Raw genomic sequence first — 20,635 nt, forward strand, 5'->3', positions numbered from 1 at the left:
CAGAGCAGCCACTACCAAGAATCTGTGCCTGTGTTCCGGGGCAGATCTAAAGGTGCATGCCCGACCCGATTCACGCTGGCATATCCATCTGAGTGCTCATCCGCACTCGCCGCATAGCCTTCGTGATCGTCGTCGCGGGTTAAAATATTGCTTATGCCGACAGCTGTCGAATAGAGGGAAATTGCGATAATCAGCAAAGTTGGCTGCACAAAGGCCACAAACCCCGGAACTTCCGCACCGCCCATAATACTTAGTATAAGGATGATGGCCGGCCCTAGCACCACAAATAGCGTTAGAGCTATGAAGAATACAATACGCTCCTTGTAGCGTCCAAGGTCCCGGTTGGTCACTAGCCCCAGCACGAACTTGCCGATGGCCAACCCTGCAAGTATCGCTGCCGCTATGCTCAGATCTGCATGCATCAGCATTTCATAAAGGCGGCCATCCCAAAGACGCTGCATACCGATGACAAGGAACGGAAAAAGCACGAACAAGATATCGGCATAGGTGCCATACATCATGCTCATTGAATGCTGTTCACGGTGCAGTTGACGCTCACTCATTAGCTCAATCCTGTTTCATTCTGTGGTAGTTCACGCTCGATCATCCCATCCAATACTGCAAACTCGCTGCGTATCAGGTGCCATTGCGGATCTGCCGCCTTTAACAGCCCCTCTACAATACCGGCCTGGCGGGTCATCTCAGGGTAACCCACAGCCCCAGCTGACCCTTTTATTTGATGCGCTTCAAATTCAAGCACGGCTTTGTCTTTGCCTGCTATCGCTTGGCTCATTCGCTGTCTGCGCTCATCCAACCCTGACAGAAATTGGGTTGTCAGGCGACTGATGGCCTCGTCTTCTTCTGCATCCTCTTGCTCACGCGCTGGCGCAGAATCCAAAAATCGACTCAGCAGCGCTTGTAGGCGGTACTCATCTATCGGCTTCTCCAGTACCCCGTCACAACCTGCCTCACGCAGTGCGTCGGTTTCTTGCTGGTCGCCAGCGGTAAACGCAATAATCGGGCGTCTAAAGCCCGCCTGCCGGAGCAGCCGGGTTGCCTCCACTCCGCCCATGACAGGCATGTGCCTATCCATCAGCACCAATTGCACAGGCTCCGAAAGGGCCTTGCGTACGGCTTCGTCGCCTGCGGTAACGGACATCACCTCCAAACCCAAACGGCTCAACATACGTTCCACCAACTGTCGGTTCTCGACGTGGTCTTCAGCCACCAGCACACGGCCATAGTATTGCTGCGTTGGCACTCCTGAGCGGTCAGCCTGAACCTCCAGATAACGCGCCAACACTTCATAGAAGCGTTGCTTGTCGATGGGCTTTGCCAGATGCTCGTTGCAGCCCGCCAACCGGTAATCGGCAATATCTTCGGTCATCACATTCGCTGTCAACGCAATTACCGGTGTATTCACCCCTGCCTCACGCAAGGCTGCGGTAGCATCCCGGCCATTCATAACCGGCATCTGGATATCCATAAGAATCAGATCAAATGATTCCCGGATAGCCATTTCCAGAGCTTCCGCGCCGTTACCTACGTGAACCAGTTCAGCGCCAGTGCGACCTACCAGCAGTGAAACCAGACGACGGTTTACGTCGTTGTCTTCCGCACAAAGTATACGCCCCGAAAGACGCGGCGCTACCGTCATTGGAATACTTCGACGGCGCTGGCTTAGCTCGGAAGCGTCGCGCAGAAAGTGGACCTGTTCCAGAGGCCCAGTGCGAATAGATAGCTCAAACTCGCTGCCTTCTCCGTATGTGCTGCTGACATGGATGCTGCCACCAAGCATCTCGGCCAGCCGGCGGGAAATACTGAGGCCAAGGCCGGTGCCGCCATACTGTCGGGAAATGGCTGCACTGCCCTGCGCAAAAGGATCGAACAGACGACCTAACTGCTCCGGTTTCATGCCAATTCCTGTATCCACAACCCTCGCAACCAGAGTTTCGTCTTCGCGATCACACCGAATCGAAAGGGAGATAGACCCTTTTTCTGTAAATTTGAGGGCATTTCCACACAAATTGATGATGATCTGACGCAAACGGGTTGGGTCTGTTTGAATTTGCTCGGGCAAGGGAAATTCAGAAACGATGTTGAAATCCAATCCTTTTTCCCGGGCTCGCGGTGCAAAAAAGGCACGGATTTCATCCAAAAGCTCGGGGAGATTTACTGAAACGATATCCACATCGAGCTTGTTCGCATCAATTTTGGAATGGTCGAGAATGTCGTTCACCAGCTCCAGCAAGTGCCGCCCGCTCCGAACGACAGTTTCAGCGCTGCTGCGCTTCTCCTGCTCATCAAGATCCGGGTCCATCAGCGTTTCGCCGTAGCCGATGATGGCGGCTAAGGGTGTGCGAATCTCATGGCTCATATTGGCAAGGAACTGACTCTTGGCTTCTGCAGAGTTTCGGGCCAACTCTTTCTCTAGCCGCTCCTGTTCTCGCTCGCGCTCAATACGTTGGCGTCGGTGGCTTTCCGTAGAGTCCACACACGTTCCTTCAAGATGCGTGGGTTCACCTTCCGTATCGTAGGCGGTGTGAAGGGAGATAATCGCCCAGCGCTCTTCCCCTGACCGGGTTAGGTATCGGGCTTCTACGCCCTTTACTGTGCCCCTAGCCTCCAACTGCTCAACCACCAATTCCCGCAGCCGGTCATCAGCAATACATGCCTCCAGTACATCCGGATTGCTTTGCAACAGCTCCCGGCTACTGCCATAGCCCATTAAACGCGCCATGGCGGGATTAGCCGTTACAAACTGGCGCCCGGCCGACATCTGGAATACGCCCTCAATCGCGTTATCAAAGAGTGATTGATAGCGCTGAAGGTTAGCCAGTGCTCGCCGGCTCCAGTTTAATGCCTGACCTTGAACCTGTTTTATGCGATCGGCCAAAGCGAAAGAGAACAGAATAATCTGCGCCGTAAGCCCGATTTGGGGAGCGTAACCAGTGAACGCATTCAGCGGCAAGTAGCCCATAACCGTGAGGGCATAGATACTAAAGCCAATGAGCGCTAGCGTCCAGGCAAAAAAGTATGAGCGCGCGGCCGGATTGTAATAGCGCCAGGACAGATAGCTGACCACGATCAAAATAAGGCAAAGCAACATCGAACCAATAACAATCCATTCCATGGCCGTGTGGTAAGGAACGAATACAGACAACACAAAGGTAAGAATGACTGAATACAGGCACATGATTAGAACCCGGTCCAGATCTATTGACCGGGTGCGAGTTTCCAACAGCGCTCTGGCCATTAATAGGCCCCAGAACCAGGTCATGATAATCTGAAAATGCAGATATTCTTTATTGAACAGCGCCGGGCGACTGTCTAAAAGCTGGATGCCGTGAACCTGTTCGGTTGCAATAAATACGGCCGCCGAGACCAGATAAAGCACGTAATAGATGTTACTGCGCTCGCGAACCGACACTGCTACAAACAGGTTATACGCCAAAATGGCCAGCAGGCTTCCGAGCAGCGCACCACGAATTATTTCGTCCACCGACACTTTTTCGATGTAACTGTCAGGGCTCCAAAGGCTAATGGGCAAACGAAAGGTGTTGGTATTGATAATGCGCAAGTACACTGAAGTAACGCTATCTGGCTCCAGATCAAGCCGGAATGTTGGGTTGGGTACGGCTAGATCACGTTCTGCCCAGTTGTCGTGATAGCCTGCCTTTCGCTGATCGATCAATTCGCCATCGCGCACCAAGTACAATACAACTTCGTCCACAAGCGGCAGCGCAAGCTCCAAAATCCACTCTGAATCAGTCTCCCCGGCATCTGCGCGCACATCAAAACGAGTCCAGTATGCCGACTCTGTGTAGCCAAAGTTCAGCACACCACTTTCATGTTGGGTAAACCGCTCAGGCTCCATGGTAAGAATGTCTGGCAAAAGATAGAGCTGACCGGCATCCTCAAGATAGGAAATGCAGCCGCCAAAATCGCGAATGCTGTCCGTATTGCTTTTTAGAACAAGCTGGCCATTCACACACTGCTCTTGAGCACCTGCCAGTCCGGGCGCTAGAGTAGCGATCATAACTATCGCGGCAAACAACCATTGCATGGCTTTGCCTGACGCCGGTTTACACCGTTGCTGCAAAATGTGATCTCCGCGAGGGCAGGTGCCTGTCTTATAGTTTATTGTCAGCAGTCGGATCGGGGCATAGCGCCCCGCGGGTAATTACTTTAGTCGTTTATGGTTGATTTCGCACCTCAGGGCCTTCTGAAATGAGACACTCTTACTTTTTTGCCGCCATCTCACTCACACTCCTAAGCGGGTGCGGGATGGAGGATACTGGCCCAAGCGCATTCAACCCTGCCACTAACGTAGACTTGGGCTTTTCAACATTTGATATTGAAAATACCGAAGCAGCACCCGACAACCTTAAACACACTCGGTTTTGGGATTTCTATCAGGGTATTCAACCCAGCGGCAGTGACGATAATGCCGATAACCGCGAGACGGCTAACGAGATTCGCAGCCATATTGACAGGTTTATTCGAGCCACCCGTACTGAAGATGGCAATAACTATAGAAAAGTACGCAACCCTCTCGACCTGATCAATCAAATCATTGCATCGAACCAAAGCACGAATTTCCGGGAAGGCCGGAAGTACATTAGCCAACGCATTGCTGATGGAGAGGCTGGCACCTACAACACTCGAGGAAATGGTGCACTTATTCGGTTTACGGAGCAGGATGCCGCACTGAGAGATTTGGCGCTGAACGAAAAACTATGGGTTTACCCAACATTGGACTGGAGATATCTACCCGCTAACGCTGAAGGCAATAGCTTGGAAGAAAAGGTTTACCGTACCATCCAGTATGTAAGCCGGAGCGTGGAACCAGAAGACATTGGTGCACAGCCAGAATTGGTTAGCGTCCTAGCCGGAAGCCGTTTTGATGCCAACAGCTTTGTCACCAGCGGCTACAATAAGCCCGAGTTTGCTACCGCAGACTATGTTAGCCGCAATTTTGGGAGCATCGAACTGAGGCAAGAATTCATTCGGAATAAAACCGACACGCTTTTCATCAAAAGTGCTGACATCCGGGTCTTGGACCTGAATCGCTATGACGGCGTAAACCTGAGCGACTTGAGCCCTGACTGCCTGAGAGTTGACCTCAACTATGTGACGTCAACCGTAAGGATTTTTACATCCAACGGCGAACCAGCAGCGCTTGAAACTCCGACCACTGAAAACCCTAACCAAACTAGCCCAAACCCAGCCTATTGCGACAATCTGCCAGATAGCGAAGCTATCATAAGCTGGGCTGCCACAGGGTCTCCAGCGCGTCAGTAATGGCGCCACTCATCCAGTTCCCAGTTCTGAAGAAAGCCTTTTTTATGGTCAATCATGCGCTCGTAAGCTGAAATCATAACGGCTACATGGGGCGCTTTGGCCAAGCGTAAAGCCTCAATTCGACGCTCTAATCGCTCCACTTCGGTGCTCACTCTCTGATGCACGTGATTTCGTACACTGTCGTGATGGTCCAGACGAACCTGTCTGGTTGCCGGAGGCTGTTCATTGCGGGGCTTTTCGACGTTATCCATTGCGTATCTCGTCCATTGAGTTGCAGTTATTCCTTGATCAAAATGTAGTTTGCACAACTGTCTGACAAAGTGCAACAAAATGAACACAGCTTCACTCTTATCGTCGCTCTCGGCTTCTTCATAGCAGCGGCCATACAATGGCCTCACACCCGAGAATCCTGACGAATCCACTGCTATAGTTCCCGTTACTGTTTTTATAGCGATCAGGATTGTTTATGAGCCAGACATCCGTTGCGGATACCCTAAGGGAATATCTTTCTCTGCTCGAATTACTAGACGACGCCTACTGGGAAGCCTCCAGCATTGCCCATAAAGACCTGCTGTACGACATTATTAGCATCTTTAATCAGGAGGTCTCTGAGATAAACAAGCTCAGCATTCAGGACCACCATTATCCTTATGAAGTGATCACTGAAGGCATTCGGCGGGTTGTGCCCAAACTGGAAAGATTGGACGAAAGCCGCGAGGAAGTCATTCAGCGCACGCAGACGCTGACTGACTTTCGCGACATATTGTCATCGGTGCTCGGCATTCTCGAAGACCAACTTCGAACCCTGTAAGTCGCTGCCTCAGGCAGCAACTACAGGACGCTCATTTTCAGGGCGCAGTGGAAACTCGCGGCCGATGGTATAAATAAATTTAGCCAATGCCGGAATGTGGTGCCCAACGATAGGAATTCCGGTATTGAGAAGGCTTACGGAAATATCCCGTGCGGCATCCGCCCAGCAAAACTTGTTGATGAGGCCAACATGCCCGAATGCATAGCGGCTTTTTTGCCCCCACAAACCAACGGGGTTGCCGCCGAGCATCAAGCCAGCGCTGAAACGCATCGGCATCAACATGGTACGGTCAATTTGTAGCGAGCCATATTGCTGGATGGCTCGTCGTACAGTGAGTTCGCTGCAAATTCGCTTACCGTTCCAGGTACCGCCATTCAGCATCATCTGGAAGAAACGCCCCATTTCTTCAGCTGTGCCACACAGATTACCCGCAGGGATCACCGCTTCCTGAAACAGAGGATTATTGGTTACCTCTTCTACTGTCGAGATATCGCCACCTAGTGCGCGGTTTACGATCCAGGACACGGGAAACCGCGGTGTCGGGCCGGTTGCGTAGTTGGTGGCCAACTCATGCAAATTCTCTGGCTGAATCCCGTAAGTGAACCACTTCATACCCATGGGCTGGCGAATGTGCTTGTCCAGATAGTTTTCAATGGTGTCGCCGGTTACCCTTTCGAGCACCCGCTGCAGCACATAGCCGCCGGTGATTGCATGGTACGCAACCTTGGCACCGTCTACAGCAATGGCTCTGGACTCACAGAGCAACCGCCAGATCTCTTCCTGATCCCACAGAACCTCTATGGGTGTCTCTTTCGGAATGGAAGGAATGCCGCCCCTGTGGGACAGGATTTGATGCACCGTGATGGTACGTTTGCCGTTTTGTGCAAACTCCGGGCAATAATAAGACACGGGGTCCATCAGGTTAACCAGCCCCTGCTCGACCAGCATGTGCATGAGCAACGCGGTAACCGCTTTGGAGGCAGAAAAGTAGCAAATAGGCGTGTCTGTGGTCATGGCAACAGTGGGCGTGCCCGCCGTATCGTGGGGGCCGTTACCACTGGCATGGCCAATTGCCCTGTGCAGTATCTGTTCACCCCTGTGGCGAACGGATATCTGGATGCCTGGGTGGACACCGGTGCGATACAAGGCTTCAACGCTTTTCCATATAGCGTTTACGGTGCGGGTATCAACACCAACAGCTTCCGGTTTTTCACCAGCTGTATCGCGATGGGTAACGCTAGATAAATCCTTGGGAACCTTGCAACTGTGCAGTGCACGACGGGCTATTGGGTTCATCAGGTACGCCTTGATATTGGTGACAGTTTTTATTCAATCTTAGAGCTGCTCAAATCTCAAGTTATCATAGACTGTTGAGCATTAGAAAAACCAACGATTTCAGGAGCAAACTATGACGCCCGGTATCGATGCGGCGAGTAAAGCTGGCATTTTCCACACTATTCATGAATATGACCACGACCCGGGCAGCGCAGGATACGGCAACGAAGCTGCAGATAAGCTCGGCGTGGATCCGGCACGAATATTCAAAACGCTGGTGGTCGCTGTGGATAGCAAAACCTTGGCAGTGGGCGTGGTTCCGGTTACAGGCATGCTAAGTATGAAGCTGATCGCGAAGGCAGCCGGCGGCAAAAAAGCGGTCATGGCCGACCCACAAGAAGTCCAGCGCCGCACCGGCTATGTATTGGGAGGTGTTAGCCCACTAGGCCAAAAGAACCGTTTAAAAACCTTCATTGATGCCTCTGCTGAAAGCTTTGAAACCGTTTATGTGAGCGCTGGCCGACGCGGGTTGGAGATAGAACTCTCACCTGGTGACTTGGCCAGACTGACCAATGGAACGCTGGTACCGCTGCAGCAATCATAAAAAAACCCGGAGAGCCGAGTAAGGGCTTTCCGGGTTTTTATCTCGGGCGCTCAGACGTAATGCCGGGCGCCTTCTTGGATTACTTCACCGATGCGCGGGCATCCTTCAGAATCCGGTTGAAGGTTTCACTCGGCTGCATTACAGCTTCCACCTTTTCTGCAGGTGGATGGTAGTAACCGCCGATATCCGCCGGATGACCCTGGATAACACTCATTTCTTCCAGAATCTTGTCCTTATTTTCTTCCAGCTGCTTCGACATATTGGTGAAGAACTCTTTCAACTCCTTGTCGCTGTCCTGATTAGCCAGCTCTTCTGCCCAGTAACGCGCCAAGTGGAAATGGCTGCCACGGTTATCCAGCTCACCGGTGACCCGTGACGGCGACTGGTTGTTTTCCAGCAGGCGCTCGGTAGCTTTATCCAACGTCTGGCCCAGCAGGCGCGCACGGTTGTTATCGTGCTTCTCGCCCAACTCATCCAGTGATACGGCAATGGCCAGAAATTCACCCAGAGAATCCCAGCGTAGGTGATCTTCCTGCAACAACTGCTGTACGTGCTTGGGTGCAGAGCCGCCAGCGCCGGTTTCGTAGAGGCCACCACCATTTAGCAGAGGCACAATCGACAGCATCTTGGCGCTGGTGCCCAGCTCCAGAATCGGGAAGAGGTCGGTGAGATAGTCACGCAGTACGTTGCCGGTTACAGAAATCGTATCCAGACCGCGAATCAGGCGCTCCATTGTCCAGCGAATGGCCCGCACAGGAGACTCGAGGCGAATGTGCAGGCCTTCGGTGTCGTGATCTTTCAGGTACGTGTTTACCTTCTTGATCAGCTCGGCATCATGCGGGCGTTCGTCGTCAAGCCAGAACACGGCTGGCATGCCGGTGGCGCGGGCACGGCTAACGGCCAGCTTGACCCAGTCGCGGATTGGCAGGTCTTTGGTTTGGCAAGCGCGCCAGATATCACCTTTTTCTACATTGTGCTCAGTCAGCACGGTGCCGTCTTCAGCGACAACACGCACAATGCCGTCTTCCTTGATTTCAAAGGTCTTGTCGTGGGAGCCGTATTCTTCTGCCTTCTGCGCCATCAGGCCTACGTTCGGCACGGTTCCCATGGTGGTGGGATCAAAAGCACCGTGGGTTTTGCAGAAGTTGATCATTTCCTGGTAAATCGTGGCGTAGGTGGACTCAGGCATCACCGCCTTGGTGTCCTTGAGCTTGCCATCGCGGGCCCACATCTTGCCGGAGTTACGAATCATCGCGGGCATGGAGGCATCAACAATCACGTCGCTCGGTACGTGCAGGTTGGTCACGCCTTTTACGGAATCCACCATGGCGATTTCCGGGCGGTGCTCGTAGGTCTTGTGCAGGGTTTCCTGAATCTCTTCCTGCTTCGACTCGGGCAACTGCTTGATTTTCTCAAGTACAGAGGAAAGGCCGTTGTTCGGATTTACACCAATTTCGTCAAACAGCTCGCCATACTTATCGAAAAGCTCCTTGTAGTAAATCTTCACCGCGTGACCAAACACGATCGGGTGGGAGATTTTCATCATGGTAGCTTTTACGTGCAGGGAGAACATTACCCCGGTTTTTTCGCAGTCTTCGATGGCTTCTTCAAAAAATTTGCAGAGCGCATTCTTGCTCATGAACATGCCATCAAGCACTTCGCCTTCCTGCAGTGGCAAGTCGGACTTGAGGACAGTTTGCTCACCTTTTTTGTTCTCGAAAACGATGCGGGCGTTGGTAGCCTTGTCGAGAGTGATGGACTGCTCGTTGGAGTAAAAGTCGCCCCCGCGCATATGCGCCACGTGAGTACGTGAAGCCGGGCTCCACTCACCCATTGTGTGGGGGTATTTACGGGCAAACGCTTTCACCGCAGTGGGTGCGCGACGATCGGAGTTACCTTCTCGCAAAACCGGATTCACGGCGCTGCCAAGTACTTTGGCGTAGCGGGCTGTGATCTCTTTTTCTTCGTCGGTTTGCGGGTTTTCCTTGTACTCGGGAACCTTATAGCCCTGATCGTTCAGCTCTTTGATCGCTGCGCGCAACTGCGGTATGGAAGCAGAGATGTTTGGCAGCTTGATGATGTTGGCATCAGGGTCTTTGGTGTACTCGCCCAACTCTGACAGGGCGTCGGGTACGCGCTGGCTTTCCTCAAGGTGATCCGGAAAGATAGCCAATATACGCGCCGCAAGGGATATGTCGCTGGTTTCAAATTCGATACCAGCTGGTTTGGCGTAGGTTTCCAGTATGGGTAAAAGTGACCGAGTGGCGAGGGCTGGTGCTTCGTCGGTCAGTGTGTAGACAATCTTTGCTTTGGATGATGTCATTTTCGTCCTCAGGCTAATAGGTGGGTTCAGGACGGTCATGGCTGGATCTTCCGTCTTGTGAACGGTAGGTCTATGCAATGACTGATTTTTAAACTTTTGATAGACCTACTAAGATAGCATTTTTTTGTAATCTCTGGTTACGATCTTAGTATAAGAACGGACTAAAAACCCTTGATCTTCGGTAACTGGGCGAACAAAAGGTGGGATTTTACGAAACTTTCTAACATTTGAGCGATTAACTCGGGAGTAGCGCGCTGGGGTTAATGCCTCCCAAAACACGCTCCTTGCGGCACATCCATGTGACGCTTGGGCTCCGCCCCTTAATCTTGGGGTAACAAATTCTCCTCAGCAAGCCGCTCGCGTATCTGGTCCAGAGCTTCCGGGTTGCCCAGAGCATCGCGGTTGTCGGCTTTGGTGGAGCCGTTGATCAGGCGGGCGACGGCCAGTTCGACTTTTTTGCCGCTGCGGGTGTAGGGGATGTCTGGCACCTGAACGATGTGCTTAGGAACGTGCCGTGGACTGGCGCCCTGGCGGATTCGGGTTTTTAGCTGTTTTAGTAATTCATCGGTGAGTGTTTGGCCATCTGCTGGTACTACGAACAAAACAACTTCTACGTCGCCATCAATCTGGCGGCCTACTACGAGGCTGTCTTTGATGGCCGCTTCGGTTTCTACCTGACGGTAAATCTCGGCGGTGCCGATTCTTACGCCGCCGGGGTTGAGGGTGGCGTCGGAGCGGCCGTAGATGATGGCGCCACCATGTTCGGTGAATTCTATAAAGTCACCGTGTGCCCATACGCCGGGGAAGGTGTCGAAGTAGGCGGCGCGGTAGCGCTCGCCATCAGCATCGTCCCAGAAGGCAACGGGCATGGAAGGCAAGGGCTGGCGGCAGACGAGTTCGCCGCGGCCTTGGTCAACCGGGTGGCCGTCGTCGCCGTAAGCAACGGCATCCACACCCAGAAAACGACACTGGATTTCACCACGGCGCACGGGCAGCAGTGGGGTGGAGCCTACGAAGCAGCCGCAGATGTCGGTTCCACCAGCAATAGAGCCGAGCAGGGCTTTAGGTGCACCTTGGCTGTAGACCCAGTCGTAGTCTTCCGGGAGCAGGGGTGAACCGGTTGAGAACACAACTCTCAGTTTGCTCAGATCAAGTGTGTCAGTCGGGGCCATTTCCGCCTTGCGGCAGCCTGCAATGAACCTTGCGCTAGTGCCGAAGTGGGTTACTCGCTCTTCGGCTACTGTGTCCCACAGAAAGCTTAGGCTGGGATAGCCGGGTGAGCCGTCTACGGTGATGACGGCAGCGCCGGTCAGCAGAGCAGAGGCTTGCCAGTTCCACATCATCCAGCCGCAGGTGGTGAAGTAGAGGAACCGGTCTTCCGGGCCTACGTCGCCATGCAGCATGAGTTCTTTGGCATGATTAATCAGCAGACCTGCGGTGCCGTGTACGATGCACTTGGGCTTGCCGGTAGTGCCGGAGGAATACAGGATGTAAACCGGGTGGCCTGGATCGACCGGCGTGAATGAGGGCGCCTGCCCAGCGCCAGAGGCAAGAGCTTCGTCCCAGGGGGTCACCAGTTCACCGGGAACTGCCGTTTCGCCCGGGAGTTGTTCAACGCTGACAACGCATTTAAGTGTTGGCAAGCCAGCAATCAGTTCTGCAAAATCCTTCTGGCGGGCGAAGGTTTTACCGCCATAGCCGTAGCCGTTTACCACAATTAAAGCCGAGGGCTCAATCTGGCCAAAGCGGTCAAGAATGGCACCAATACCAAAGTCCGGCGAGGCAGAACTCCAGATGGCACCAAGGCTGGTTGCTGCCAGCATGCCAACGAGCGCTTCGTAGCCGTTGGTAACAACACCGGCCACTCTGTCGCCTTTTTCGATACCTTTGCTGCGCAGGAAGGCCTCCAAGGCACCTACGTCGGCTTTCAGTTCACTGTAGGTGCGGCGCAGAACCGGGCGCGTTTCGCAGTAAGCCACGACGGCTTCGTTGCTGGCATGTTCGCCCTCCGCCGATCGCAACAGGTTAGCGGCAAAGTTCAACTTCATACCCGGGAACCACTCGGCGCCGGGCATGTCCCGCTTGCCCAGCACTTTATTGGCCGGTGTTTCACAGATCAGGCCACAGTAATCCCATACTTTCCCCCAGAAGGTTTCGAGATCTTCAACGGACCACTGGTGCAGCGCGTGATAATCCGCAAAAGGGCCGTAACCCTGACTGCCCAGCCAAGTTTTGAAACGGCCCATTTGGGTTGTCTCTACCGCGTCTTCGGAGGGGGTCCAGACTACGGGCGATTGTTCTGTAAGGCTCATCCGTCGCTCCTGTTACTTACTGCATGTGCCAGCCGTGGCTGACAACGATAGATTGGCCAGTGAGTGCGGCCGAAGGAAAGGCCGCAAGATGCACGGCCATTTCGGAAACATCTTCCAAGGTAGTGAACTTGCCGTCCACTGTGTTCTTCAACATAACCTTGCTGATGACTTCCTCTTCAGAAATACCAAGCTCCTTTGCCTGTTCCGGAATCTGTTTGTCAACGAGCGGCGTTCTTACAAAGCCCGGGCAGATAATATTACTGCGCACGCCGTGCTCCGCGCCTTCTTTGGCAACCGCGCGACACAAACCCAGCATGCCATGCTTTGCAGCCACATAAGGCGACTTCAGGGGTGAGGCCTCCAGTGAATGCACAGACCCCATATACAGCATAGTACCTCCACCACCTGCGTACATCTGTCTGAGCGCAGCACGGGTTACCAGAAAGGCGCCATCAAGGTGCACGTTGATGACCCGGCGCCAGTCCGCATACGCCAGTTTATGTACCGGATCTATATGCTGAATACCGGCATTGGCCACGGCGATGTCCAAGCCGCCCCATGCTTCCACAAGGGTGGCAACACCGGCATCGACGGCAGCCTCATCAGTCACATCCATGGCCAGAGCCATTGCAGTGCCGCCCGCTTTTTCTATGGCATCAACAGCCTCTTGGGCGCTTTCCAGAGTAAGGTCGGCTACAGCTACACGGGCGCCTTCGCGGCCATAGTGTTCTGCGATTGCACGGCCTATACCGCGCCCGGCTCCTGTAATCAGGGCTATTTGGTTTTCTAATCGCATCGTTGTCTCTCCTTAGTCGTAAGCCACGCCGGGCAGCCAGGTCGCGATCTCGGGCACTAGGAATACAATGGCCAGTGCGATCAGCTGAATAACAATGAAGGGTATAACGCCCTTATAGATGTCGATCACCGTGATTTCCGGCGGCGCTACACCTTTGATGTAAAACAGAGCAAAGCCTACCGGTGGCGTCAAAAACGACGTTTGCAGGCACATGGCAAAGAGGATGGTAAACCACACCAAGTCAAATCCGAGATGTTGTACAACCGGTGCCACCAGCGGAAGAATAATCAGTGTAATTTCAACCCAGTCGAGGAAGAAACCAAGCAAGAACACTGCAAACAGAATGGTCAACACCACGCCGTAGGGCCCGAATGGTAGGCCCAACAGTGCATCTTTGATTACTTCATCGCCACCAAGGCCGCGCAACACCACAGAGAAAGCCGTTGCGCCGAGAAAAATAGCAAAGATAAACGCAGACGTTCGTGTGGTTTGCTGTATTGATGAGCGCAGAACCTTCATGTTCAACCGCCGTGCCATCACAGCCAGCAATAGAGCACCCAAGGCGCCGACACCGGACGCTTCCGTGGGCGTGGCTATGCCAGCAAAAATAGAACCGAGCACACCGAGAATCAGCGCAGCTGTCGGCAAAACTGCCTTGGCGACGTCCCAAACTATGCTCCAGGATACTTTCTCCGTGCCTTCCGGCACTGGCGCGATGTGCGGCTGCAACAGCGGCCGGATCATGGCATAGGCAACGTACATGGCACCCAATAGCAAACCGGGCAGGAAGGCACCCATAAACAAATCACCCACGGAGGCTTCGGGAACCGCCAGTCGGTCAGCCATCAGCACCAACATTATGGAAGGAGGAATCAGGATCCCAAGGGTGCCCGTGGCGCAGGCTGTGCCAACTGCAAACCCTTTGTCATACTTGTTTTCCATCATCACGGGCAAGGAAAGCATGCCCAGCAGCACCACGGACGCACCAATAATGCCGGTGGTCGCTGCCAGCAGTACGCCAATAATAATGACCGTTACCGCATAGCCGCCACGCACAGCACCAAACAGCTTTACCATGCTATTCATCAGTCGCTCAGCAACACCAGACTGATCGAGCATGATGCCCATAAAGATAAACATGGGCAGCGCTACCAGAGTTTCACTGTTAACAACTTTCCACACGCGCTCGGGCATTAGTCCCATGGATGACACATAATCGAACCACAGATTGGCGCCAAAATTCTCAACGGCCACCACACCGATAACCGTCCAGATAACGGCAGTACCACCCAACACCCAGGCAACCGGAAAACCGGTCATCAATAAGGCCCCGAACGTCAGGAACATACCAATCACAAATAAGGTTTCAAGCTCCATCAGGACACATCCTCTTTCTTGTTATTGCTGGTATCGACAGAGATGGGCTTCGGAAAACCAAAAAGCAGCGCGGTAACTTTTAGCAAGCGCGATAGCGCGGCAATCGCCAGAAGAATAAAAGACAGTGCCACAACGCCTTTGAGAACCCAGCGGTAAGGAAGCCCGGCAGGCGCCTGACTGGTCTCGCCCTGCTGCCAGGAACTGAATGCGTAGGGGATCATCTCGTAAACCGCCAACCCGAGAAACGGTAATAGCAGGAATAGCAGGCCAAACAGTTCAACCCAGCCTTGGGCTCTCAAGGTCATGCGTTCATGAAGCACATCCACTCGCACGTGATCATCAACAACCAGGGTATAAGCCAGCCCCAGAAGCCAACCGATACCAGCCAAGTGCCACTGGACCTCCTCCAGTGTCACCGAGCCATGCTCGAAGGCATAGCGACCAACCACCGCCCAGATGATTACGCCGGTTAGCACCACCCAGAGCCAAGAAGCACCCTTGCCTATTGCAGCGATTGCACGATCGACCCACTGGCTAACACGGGTTGTTGGCAACACTGTGTGATGGTGAAGAAATTCACCGGCGTCGGGCACCTGTGCCCGCGAGTTTTGCGGTGAGTCTTTATCAGACACCGTCATAGAATAAATCCCCGCTCAGAAAACCTATGCTGCGAAACAAGGATGACCCCGAAGGGCCATCCAGACTTGGTTAGAGAGCACCGGTATTTTTCCGGTGCCTCAGATCAGCCCCGGACTTTAAAGATCCGTTGGTACGTAGGCGCGCGAATCCCACACCTTGTAGGTCTCCATGAACTCGTTCTGGCTTTCGTAAACGCGCTTGAAGTCCGCATCTTTGGAGGCTTCTTCTTTCAAAACCTCTTCAGTAACCGACTTTAGCTTCTGCAGAACGTCGCGGGGAATCTGGTCAGCATTTACACCTTTGGCTTGGAAGCCAGCCAGCACCTTACCGTTCTTGTACTCGCCCTCGGCCAGAGCCAGCGTTGTTGCGGCGGTACAAGAGGCTTCAACCAGCGCTTTTTGAGCGTCGGTTGCGTTGTTCCACTCGTCCTTATTGATCAACATGTACTGAGCAGTGAACTGCTGATGCCAACCGGGGAAGAGGTTGTATTTGACCACCTGATCGAATCCGAGAATCTGGTCAATAGCAGGCATGGAAAATTCGGTTGCATCGATGGTGCCTTTTTCCAGCGCCTGAAATAGCTCACCGCCGGGCATCATGGTGACCGAAGCCCCCAGTTTTTCCAGAACCTTGCCACCTAGACCCGCAAAGCGAATTTTCAAACCTTTGTAGTCTTCCAGAGTGTCAATTTTGTCTTTGTACCAGCCAGCTGTTTCGGGCCCGATTATGCCGCAAAGCTGCGCATGTACGTCGAAGCCTTTGTTGGCATACACTTCCTGCAGCATTTCATGACCGCCACCATAGTAGTACCAGCCGGTATAAGCCCAAGGCTTCATACCAAAAGGCACAGCCGCAAACAGTGGAATCGCCGGAACCTTACCTTGGTCGTAACCGATCCAGGTGTAACCCGCAGAAACCTTGCCATCAGAGACAGACTGGAGAATATCGAACGCCGGAACCAGCTTACCCGGCTCGTAGACACGAACCTGAATACTACCGCCAGAAGCTGCGTTAAGATTTTCGGCAACCCAGGCCGCTGGCGACCCCAATCCGGGGAGATTGGTGGAGAAGGCAACCGGCATTTTCCAACGCAAATCGTCTGCGTATACCGATCCTGTTGTCAGGGCAATCGCACCGGCAATTCCGGTGATGGCCTTGAGAAGTTTCATTGGCGAGTCTCCTAGCATTGTTGTTGTAGTTGGCTGGCAGGATGATTTTCCTGACAAGCCTGATCTGAGCGTAGTCAGACATCGCAGGAAACGAGACAGACATTTGTGTATTTTGAGTCCTACGAAAGCGTCAGTCTTGTTTTCTGCGTTGTTCTGACGTCCTGCATCCAAGAAACAGCAGAGACTGTGCCAATAATTTTTTTGTTATATTAATCAATCAGATAAGAAAAACTCAAAACTTCTGAAGCCGTGAAGTGTCCTGATATTCGGACAGTATAATTCGATAGTCGTAGGTACTTGTACAGATATCAAGACACCTGTCCGGAATTCAGGACATCTTGGCGAGCTTCTCATACAGCACGGACCGGGAAATGCCCAAGAGCCGGGCGGCCCTGGTACGGTTACCCCTGCTTGCGACCAGTGCCTCTTCAACCGCCTGAGCTTCCGCCTCGGCCAGAGTTTCAGCTAATGGCCTGATGGGACGCGACGAAACCCGCAAGGCCGGGCGAACCCCAACCCGCGGCAAAACCTTGAACATGGCGTCAGCATCTAGAACACCGCCTTCCTCACTCATGGTCAGGGCGCGCTCAAGCACATTACGTAGCTCGCGGATGTTACCGGGCCAATCGTAACTGGCCAAAGCCGCAACGCCGGCATCGGTTATTTCCGCGCGCATGTCCAGCCCTTCGCTAATCTCCCAGAGCAAGGTTTCACAGAGCAGGCCAATGTCTGCCAACCGCTCTCTCAAGGGAGGTATGGGAATTTCGAGAACGTTGAGCCGGTAGTATAGATCTGAGCGGAAAGTGCCGTCGGCAATCATGGCTTCAAGGTTGCGACTGGTTGCCGCGATAATGCGGACATCCACCGATGCAACCTTGTTGGAGCCAAGCGGTTCAACCTCCCCCTCCTGCAAGGCCCGTAACAGTTTGGCCTGCAACGGCAGAGGCATGTCGCCGACCTCATCCAGAAACAAGGTACCGCCGTTAGCGAGTTGGAATTTGCCTTCGCGATGCTTGCGGTCTGCACCGGTGAAAGCACCTGGGGCGACACCGAAGAACTCAGCTTCGAGAAGATTGTCCGGAATGGCCGCCACGTTTACGCCCACAAAGGGCTTTTCTGCGCGTCTGGAGACAGCATGGATTGCCTGAGCCAGCACCTCTTTACCAGTGCCGGTTTCGCCCAGTAAAAGCACGGACATCTCACGACCGGCAGCCAAGCGGGCGCGACGTTTCACTTCAAGGGCTCCGGGGCTGGCCCCAATGAAATCGCCGAGGCTGTATCGTGTACTTCTTTCCTTTTTGGCCAGCGCTTTGCGCGCCGCAGCGAGATCCTGATGCAAGCGTCGATACTTGCTGACCAGAGGCGTTAGCGGTTGCAAATCATCGTAGAGCACAAACGCTACAGCACCCTCTATCTGCCCATCTTCGTCGTAGAAAGGCAACCGGGTAACCACCAACTGTTGCTGTTGATGCTCCATGATGTCCAATAACAAGGGGTTGCCGGTTTCCACCACTTCGGGCATACGGGTTCCGGGAATCACCTGACGCACCGGGCGGCCAATGGCACTCGCCGAGTCTTTCAGGCCCAGTAATTGTGAATAGCTGTTGTTCAGCCAGGTGATACGGGCCTCACGGTCAACGGCGATCGCCCCGGCACTGGCTTCCTCGAACATGGGGAATAGTGCTTCGATAAGATCCCGAGTCAGCCCGGTTTTGTTCTTTTCACCAAACAACTGTGTCATGTAGCGCGTACCGCCGGGTCCAGTATCATTCATGTTGAAAGCCCTGACACCCGGCAAGCCGGGTGTTCCGTCGGAAGTATATGGCCCTCTCAGCAGCGTGAGCAAATGAGAGGGCGCGCGATCACAAAAACGCGGTCAGTCCGGGATGCGTAACTCGCTACCAACCAAGAGAATTAAATCTCCATCCGCCGGTTGTGCTGCAATTTCAGGAAGGTTGCTCGCGGCCAGAGGTGTTGCGATATCTCCCCGCGGCGTGGTCCGGACGACCTGACTCGGCGGTAGTTCGGTGCCGTTGGTCAAACGCTCCCATACCAGATCCAGAGCCTGAAAATAGTAATGATGCAAAGGCACATAGCGGTCACCAATACCTGCGAACTGGTTCAGAATGTCGAGGTGGTGAGCGTTGATTACTTCGTAATAACGAAGCTCACTGGCAGCACCCTCAACCCGTTGGTTAAGTCCGTAGTAGGGCCGGGATGTATGATTGATGGGCAAAATCGCATCCGCTCGCCCCGTCACAAACACTGCAGGCTTACCACTTAGGTTTCCTGTAGCCCTGATATCGTCAATGCCTTCAGCGATTGCTGAAGCCAATGTGGCATCAGCACCCGTCAAAGCATCTCCTGTGATGGCGTCACGGCCCAAAGCCAAGCTGTGCAAGCACAACAAAGCGTCCAAACCATAATCGACCTGACTACTGCTTGGAGACACACTTGTGGGAAGCGCCGTGGGCTGGCCCTCAGCGTCATCGTAGATAATATCGACGCCTGCGGTGGGTGGAATACCATTACTGGTTGCAAAGGCCGCAGCCTCTCCGGCATTTGTGAAAGGCGTCACCGCGCCCGCAGAGTCTGTTGCGGCAAAACTGAGCCCGCACACTCGGTTTTCCACACCCGCACGACCATAGGCATTGGCGTAGGTCATGGCAATGCTCTGGGCCACTTTGGAGGCAAAATGCACTGGCGCAAGCAGATTCTGCTCAGGCTGGATGCCGAAGTTCTGGTTCAGAATACGCTGCGCATCGATCGCACGCGCGTCAGTGTCAGCACCTGTTACAAGGCCTTTGTTAAACAGCGAGTTGCAGATATTCTCGCGCACTTGAGCCACGTTAAGCGCGTTCAGTGGCGCGCTATCGCGGATGGCTGGCGCCTGATTTGCACAGCCTTGATACACCGCAAGCGCTGTGGTGTATTCGAGCAGGCTGCGGCTGTTCTCAGCAACCGCAGTGCCGGAACCTTGAACAATGGTGAAACCTGTATCCACAACCGGATTTACATTGGGTTCGGACACCGCTACGCCATCGATCAACCCGTTGATGTCCTGTTCGGCAGCGCGAACGGAAGAACCGCCACCGTTGGAAACGCTGGACGCGATAACCAAAGTATTCAGAGGCGTAATCGCATTGCTGTCGCTGCCGAACTGCTTATTGAGCGCCCAGAACCCGAATTCAATTGATTGCAGCACATGCTGCCCCCAATCCGCTTCCGGATTGGCTTTCGAGTGCGCATGTTTCCAGGCCAAACGATCAGGCCACAGAGCACTGAAATCTCCGCGTTCCGCATCGGTCAGATCTGCGCGGAACTGCACTGGCTCATCTCCCGCAGTGAGGGTGCCATCCATACGCTGAGCGGTGTTGCTCTCAAGGTTGTGCGAACCCGTGCCGCTGCCTTTATCGGTGTAAACCACCGCGCAGCCTTTTTTCAGGCCCCATTCTCCGGCTGTACCAATCGCCCCGTAAACACCTCTGGAACCGGATGATGGCGCGGTAATCATACACGGGCTATTTTGATCAAAGCTGTCAGGTATCTGGGCCATAACCGTAACGGACACGTCGCTACCCGGAGCTGTCATGAAGGCGATGTACTCATGCCCAGAGATCATTCCTTCGGTGCCAATGCCTACGCTGGGGCCAAAGAACTCGCCATAGCCTCCACCAGCCGATGTATCGACCAAGGCACGGTAATTGTTGTAGATGGCAAGCCTGCGCAACTCACTAGGCGAGGGGTTGAGAGCATCGGAGAACGTGGGCGCAGTAGGGCTGCCTAATCCTGTGGCACCCATACCTGCCGTTAGCAGGTCATCTGTCACACCATCGTATTGGGTATGCTGAATATCGCCCTGAATAAATCCGGGAATCGGGTTTGCGACAGGTGGATTATCGTTGCTGCTGTCATTGCAGGCACTTAGGCCAAAGCCTGTAGCGCCGATCAGCGCACTGATCATGATGCGTTTCATGGTCGTTCCTTATTTTGTTGTTGTTTAGAACGGGCCGGGACCACGACCC

The 20,635-nt window shown here is 53.7% G+C and carries 15 protein-coding genes; 3 read left to right on the plus strand and 12 right to left on the minus strand.

The genetic code is table 11. From position 1 onward, the window contains the following. Window positions 1-11 precede the first annotated feature (11 nt). The gene (locus FE845_RS08900) at window positions 12-563 is read right to left on the minus strand and encodes a hypothetical protein (RefSeq protein ID WP_200363581.1); all 552 of its coding nucleotides are present in this window, start codon (window positions 561-563) and stop codon (window positions 12-14) included. Next, window positions 563-4,066 (minus strand): response regulator, encoded by a 3,504-nt coding sequence (locus tag FE845_RS08905; RefSeq protein ID WP_200363583.1) that lies wholly within the window; start codon window positions 4,064-4,066, stop codon window positions 563-565. The genes FE845_RS08900 and FE845_RS08905 overlap by 1 nt, the downstream gene beginning before the upstream one ends. Window positions 4,067-4,230: 164 nt before the next feature. Between FE845_RS08905 and FE845_RS08910 the strand changes: the two genes are divergently transcribed. Next, window positions 4,231-5,304 (plus strand): hypothetical protein, encoded by a 1,074-nt coding sequence (locus FE845_RS08910; RefSeq protein ID WP_200363585.1) that lies wholly within the window; start codon window positions 4,231-4,233, stop codon window positions 5,302-5,304. On the opposite strand, the gene FE845_RS08915 is transcribed toward FE845_RS08910, so the two are convergent. Then, window positions 5,298-5,555: a hypothetical protein gene (locus FE845_RS08915; protein ID WP_200363587.1), complete on the minus strand. Its 258-nt coding sequence runs from the start codon at window positions 5,553-5,555 to the stop codon at window positions 5,298-5,300. The two genes, FE845_RS08910 and FE845_RS08915, sit on opposite strands and share 7 nt — an antisense overlap. Window positions 5,556-5,770: 215 nt before the next feature. On the opposite strand from FE845_RS08915, the gene FE845_RS08920 reads away from it, so the two are divergent. Then, on the plus strand, window positions 5,771-6,115 hold the full coding sequence (locus tag FE845_RS08920; RefSeq protein ID WP_200363589.1) for a hypothetical protein: 345 nt from the start codon (window positions 5,771-5,773) through the stop codon (window positions 6,113-6,115). Between the two features lie 9 nt (window positions 6,116-6,124). Here FE845_RS08920 and FE845_RS08925 read toward each other — a convergent pair whose 3' ends face one another. Then, a complete protein-coding gene (locus FE845_RS08925) occupies window positions 6,125-7,411 on the minus strand; it encodes a serine hydrolase domain-containing protein (RefSeq protein WP_200363591.1) in 1,287 nt (428 codons plus the stop codon). A gap of 112 nt (window positions 7,412-7,523) precedes the next feature. Between FE845_RS08925 and ybaK the strand changes: the two genes are divergently transcribed. After that, window positions 7,524-7,994, plus strand: coding sequence for a Cys-tRNA(Pro) deacylase (gene ybaK, locus FE845_RS08930; RefSeq protein ID WP_200363593.1), 471 nt, complete (start codon window positions 7,524-7,526; stop codon window positions 7,992-7,994). 79 nt (window positions 7,995-8,073) lie between these two features. Here the strand turns inward: ybaK and FE845_RS08935 are convergent, their stop codons facing one another. From FE845_RS08935 to FE845_RS08970, 8 genes are all read right to left on the minus strand, one after another. After that, window positions 8,074-10,317 carry an NADP-dependent isocitrate dehydrogenase gene (locus tag FE845_RS08935; protein ID WP_200363595.1) on the minus strand — a complete coding sequence of 748 codons (2,244 nt, stop codon included), beginning with the start codon at window positions 10,315-10,317 and terminating at the stop codon, window positions 8,074-8,076. Window positions 10,318-10,637: 320 nt separating this feature from the next. Continuing rightward, window positions 10,638-12,629 carry an acetoacetate--CoA ligase gene (locus FE845_RS08940; RefSeq protein WP_200363597.1) on the minus strand — a complete coding sequence of 664 codons (1,992 nt, stop codon included), beginning with the start codon at window positions 12,627-12,629 and terminating at the stop codon, window positions 10,638-10,640. A 16-nt stretch (window positions 12,630-12,645) separates the two neighbouring features. Then, on the minus strand, window positions 12,646-13,425 hold the full coding sequence (locus FE845_RS08945) for a 3-hydroxybutyrate dehydrogenase (RefSeq protein WP_200363599.1): 780 nt from the start codon (window positions 13,423-13,425) through the stop codon (window positions 12,646-12,648). Between the two features lie 12 nt (window positions 13,426-13,437). Then, complete coding sequence (locus FE845_RS08950; RefSeq protein WP_200363601.1) at window positions 13,438-14,802, minus strand: TRAP transporter large permease; 1,365 nt, start codon at window positions 14,800-14,802, stop codon at window positions 13,438-13,440. After that, window positions 14,802-15,440, minus strand: coding sequence for a TRAP transporter small permease subunit (locus tag FE845_RS08955; protein ID WP_200363603.1), 639 nt, complete (start codon window positions 15,438-15,440; stop codon window positions 14,802-14,804). The genes FE845_RS08950 and FE845_RS08955 overlap by 1 nt, the downstream gene beginning before the upstream one ends. A 117-nt stretch (window positions 15,441-15,557) precedes the next feature. Then, window positions 15,558-16,610 carry a TRAP transporter substrate-binding protein gene (locus FE845_RS08960; RefSeq protein ID WP_200363605.1) on the minus strand — a complete coding sequence of 351 codons (1,053 nt, stop codon included), beginning with the start codon at window positions 16,608-16,610 and terminating at the stop codon, window positions 15,558-15,560. 328 nt (window positions 16,611-16,938) lie between these two features. Then, the gene (locus tag FE845_RS08965) at window positions 16,939-18,351 is read right to left on the minus strand and encodes a sigma-54 interaction domain-containing protein (RefSeq protein ID WP_200363978.1); all 1,413 of its coding nucleotides are present in this window, start codon (window positions 18,349-18,351) and stop codon (window positions 16,939-16,941) included. Window positions 18,352-18,486: 135 nt separating this feature from the next. Beyond that, window positions 18,487-20,586 (minus strand): 3-hydroxybutyrate oligomer hydrolase family protein, encoded by a 2,100-nt coding sequence (locus FE845_RS08970; protein WP_200363607.1) that lies wholly within the window; start codon window positions 20,584-20,586, stop codon window positions 18,487-18,489. Window positions 20,587-20,635 lie beyond the last annotated feature (49 nt).

It is taken from the genome of Marinobacter sp. 1-4A (assembly GCF_016597725.1).
In the GTDB taxonomy this organism is placed as follows: domain Bacteria; phylum Pseudomonadota; class Gammaproteobacteria; order Pseudomonadales; family Oleiphilaceae; genus Marinobacter.

Bases quoted from the DNA above. Each gene is read 5' to 3' on its own strand.
- FE845_RS08900 (WP_200363581.1), bottom strand. From the start codon at position 563: ATGAGTGAGCGTCAACTGCACCGTGAACAGCATTCAATGAGCATGATG.
- FE845_RS08905 (WP_200363583.1), bottom strand. From the start codon at position 4,066: ATGCAATGGTTGTTTGCCGCGATAGTTATGATCGCTACTCTAGCGCCC.
- FE845_RS08910 (WP_200363585.1), top strand. From the start codon at position 4,231: ATGAGACACTCTTACTTTTTTGCCGCCATCTCACTCACACTCCTAAGC.
- FE845_RS08915 (WP_200363587.1), bottom strand. From the start codon at position 5,555: ATGGATAACGTCGAAAAGCCCCGCAATGAACAGCCTCCGGCAACCAGA.
- FE845_RS08920 (WP_200363589.1), top strand. From the start codon at position 5,771: ATGAGCCAGACATCCGTTGCGGATACCCTAAGGGAATATCTTTCTCTG.
- FE845_RS08925 (WP_200363591.1), bottom strand. From the start codon at position 7,411: ATGAACCCAATAGCCCGTCGTGCACTGCACAGTTGCAAGGTTCCCAAG.
- ybaK (WP_200363593.1), top strand. From the start codon at position 7,524: ATGACGCCCGGTATCGATGCGGCGAGTAAAGCTGGCATTTTCCACACT.
- FE845_RS08935 (WP_200363595.1), bottom strand. From the start codon at position 10,317: ATGACATCATCCAAAGCAAAGATTGTCTACACACTGACCGACGAAGCA.
- FE845_RS08940 (WP_200363597.1), bottom strand. From the start codon at position 12,629: ATGAGCCTTACAGAACAATCGCCCGTAGTCTGGACCCCCTCCGAAGAC.
- FE845_RS08945 (WP_200363599.1), bottom strand. From the start codon at position 13,425: ATGCGATTAGAAAACCAAATAGCCCTGATTACAGGAGCCGGGCGCGGT.
- FE845_RS08950 (WP_200363601.1), bottom strand. From the start codon at position 14,802: ATGGAGCTTGAAACCTTATTTGTGATTGGTATGTTCCTGACGTTCGGG.
- FE845_RS08955 (WP_200363603.1), bottom strand. From the start codon at position 15,440: ATGACGGTGTCTGATAAAGACTCACCGCAAAACTCGCGGGCACAGGTG.
- FE845_RS08960 (WP_200363605.1), bottom strand. From the start codon at position 16,610: ATGAAACTTCTCAAGGCCATCACCGGAATTGCCGGTGCGATTGCCCTG.
- FE845_RS08965 (WP_200363978.1), bottom strand. From the start codon at position 18,351: ATGACACAGTTGTTTGGTGAAAAGAACAAAACCGGGCTGACTCGGGAT.
- FE845_RS08970 (WP_200363607.1), bottom strand. From the start codon at position 20,586: ATGAAACGCATCATGATCAGTGCGCTGATCGGCGCTACAGGCTTTGGC.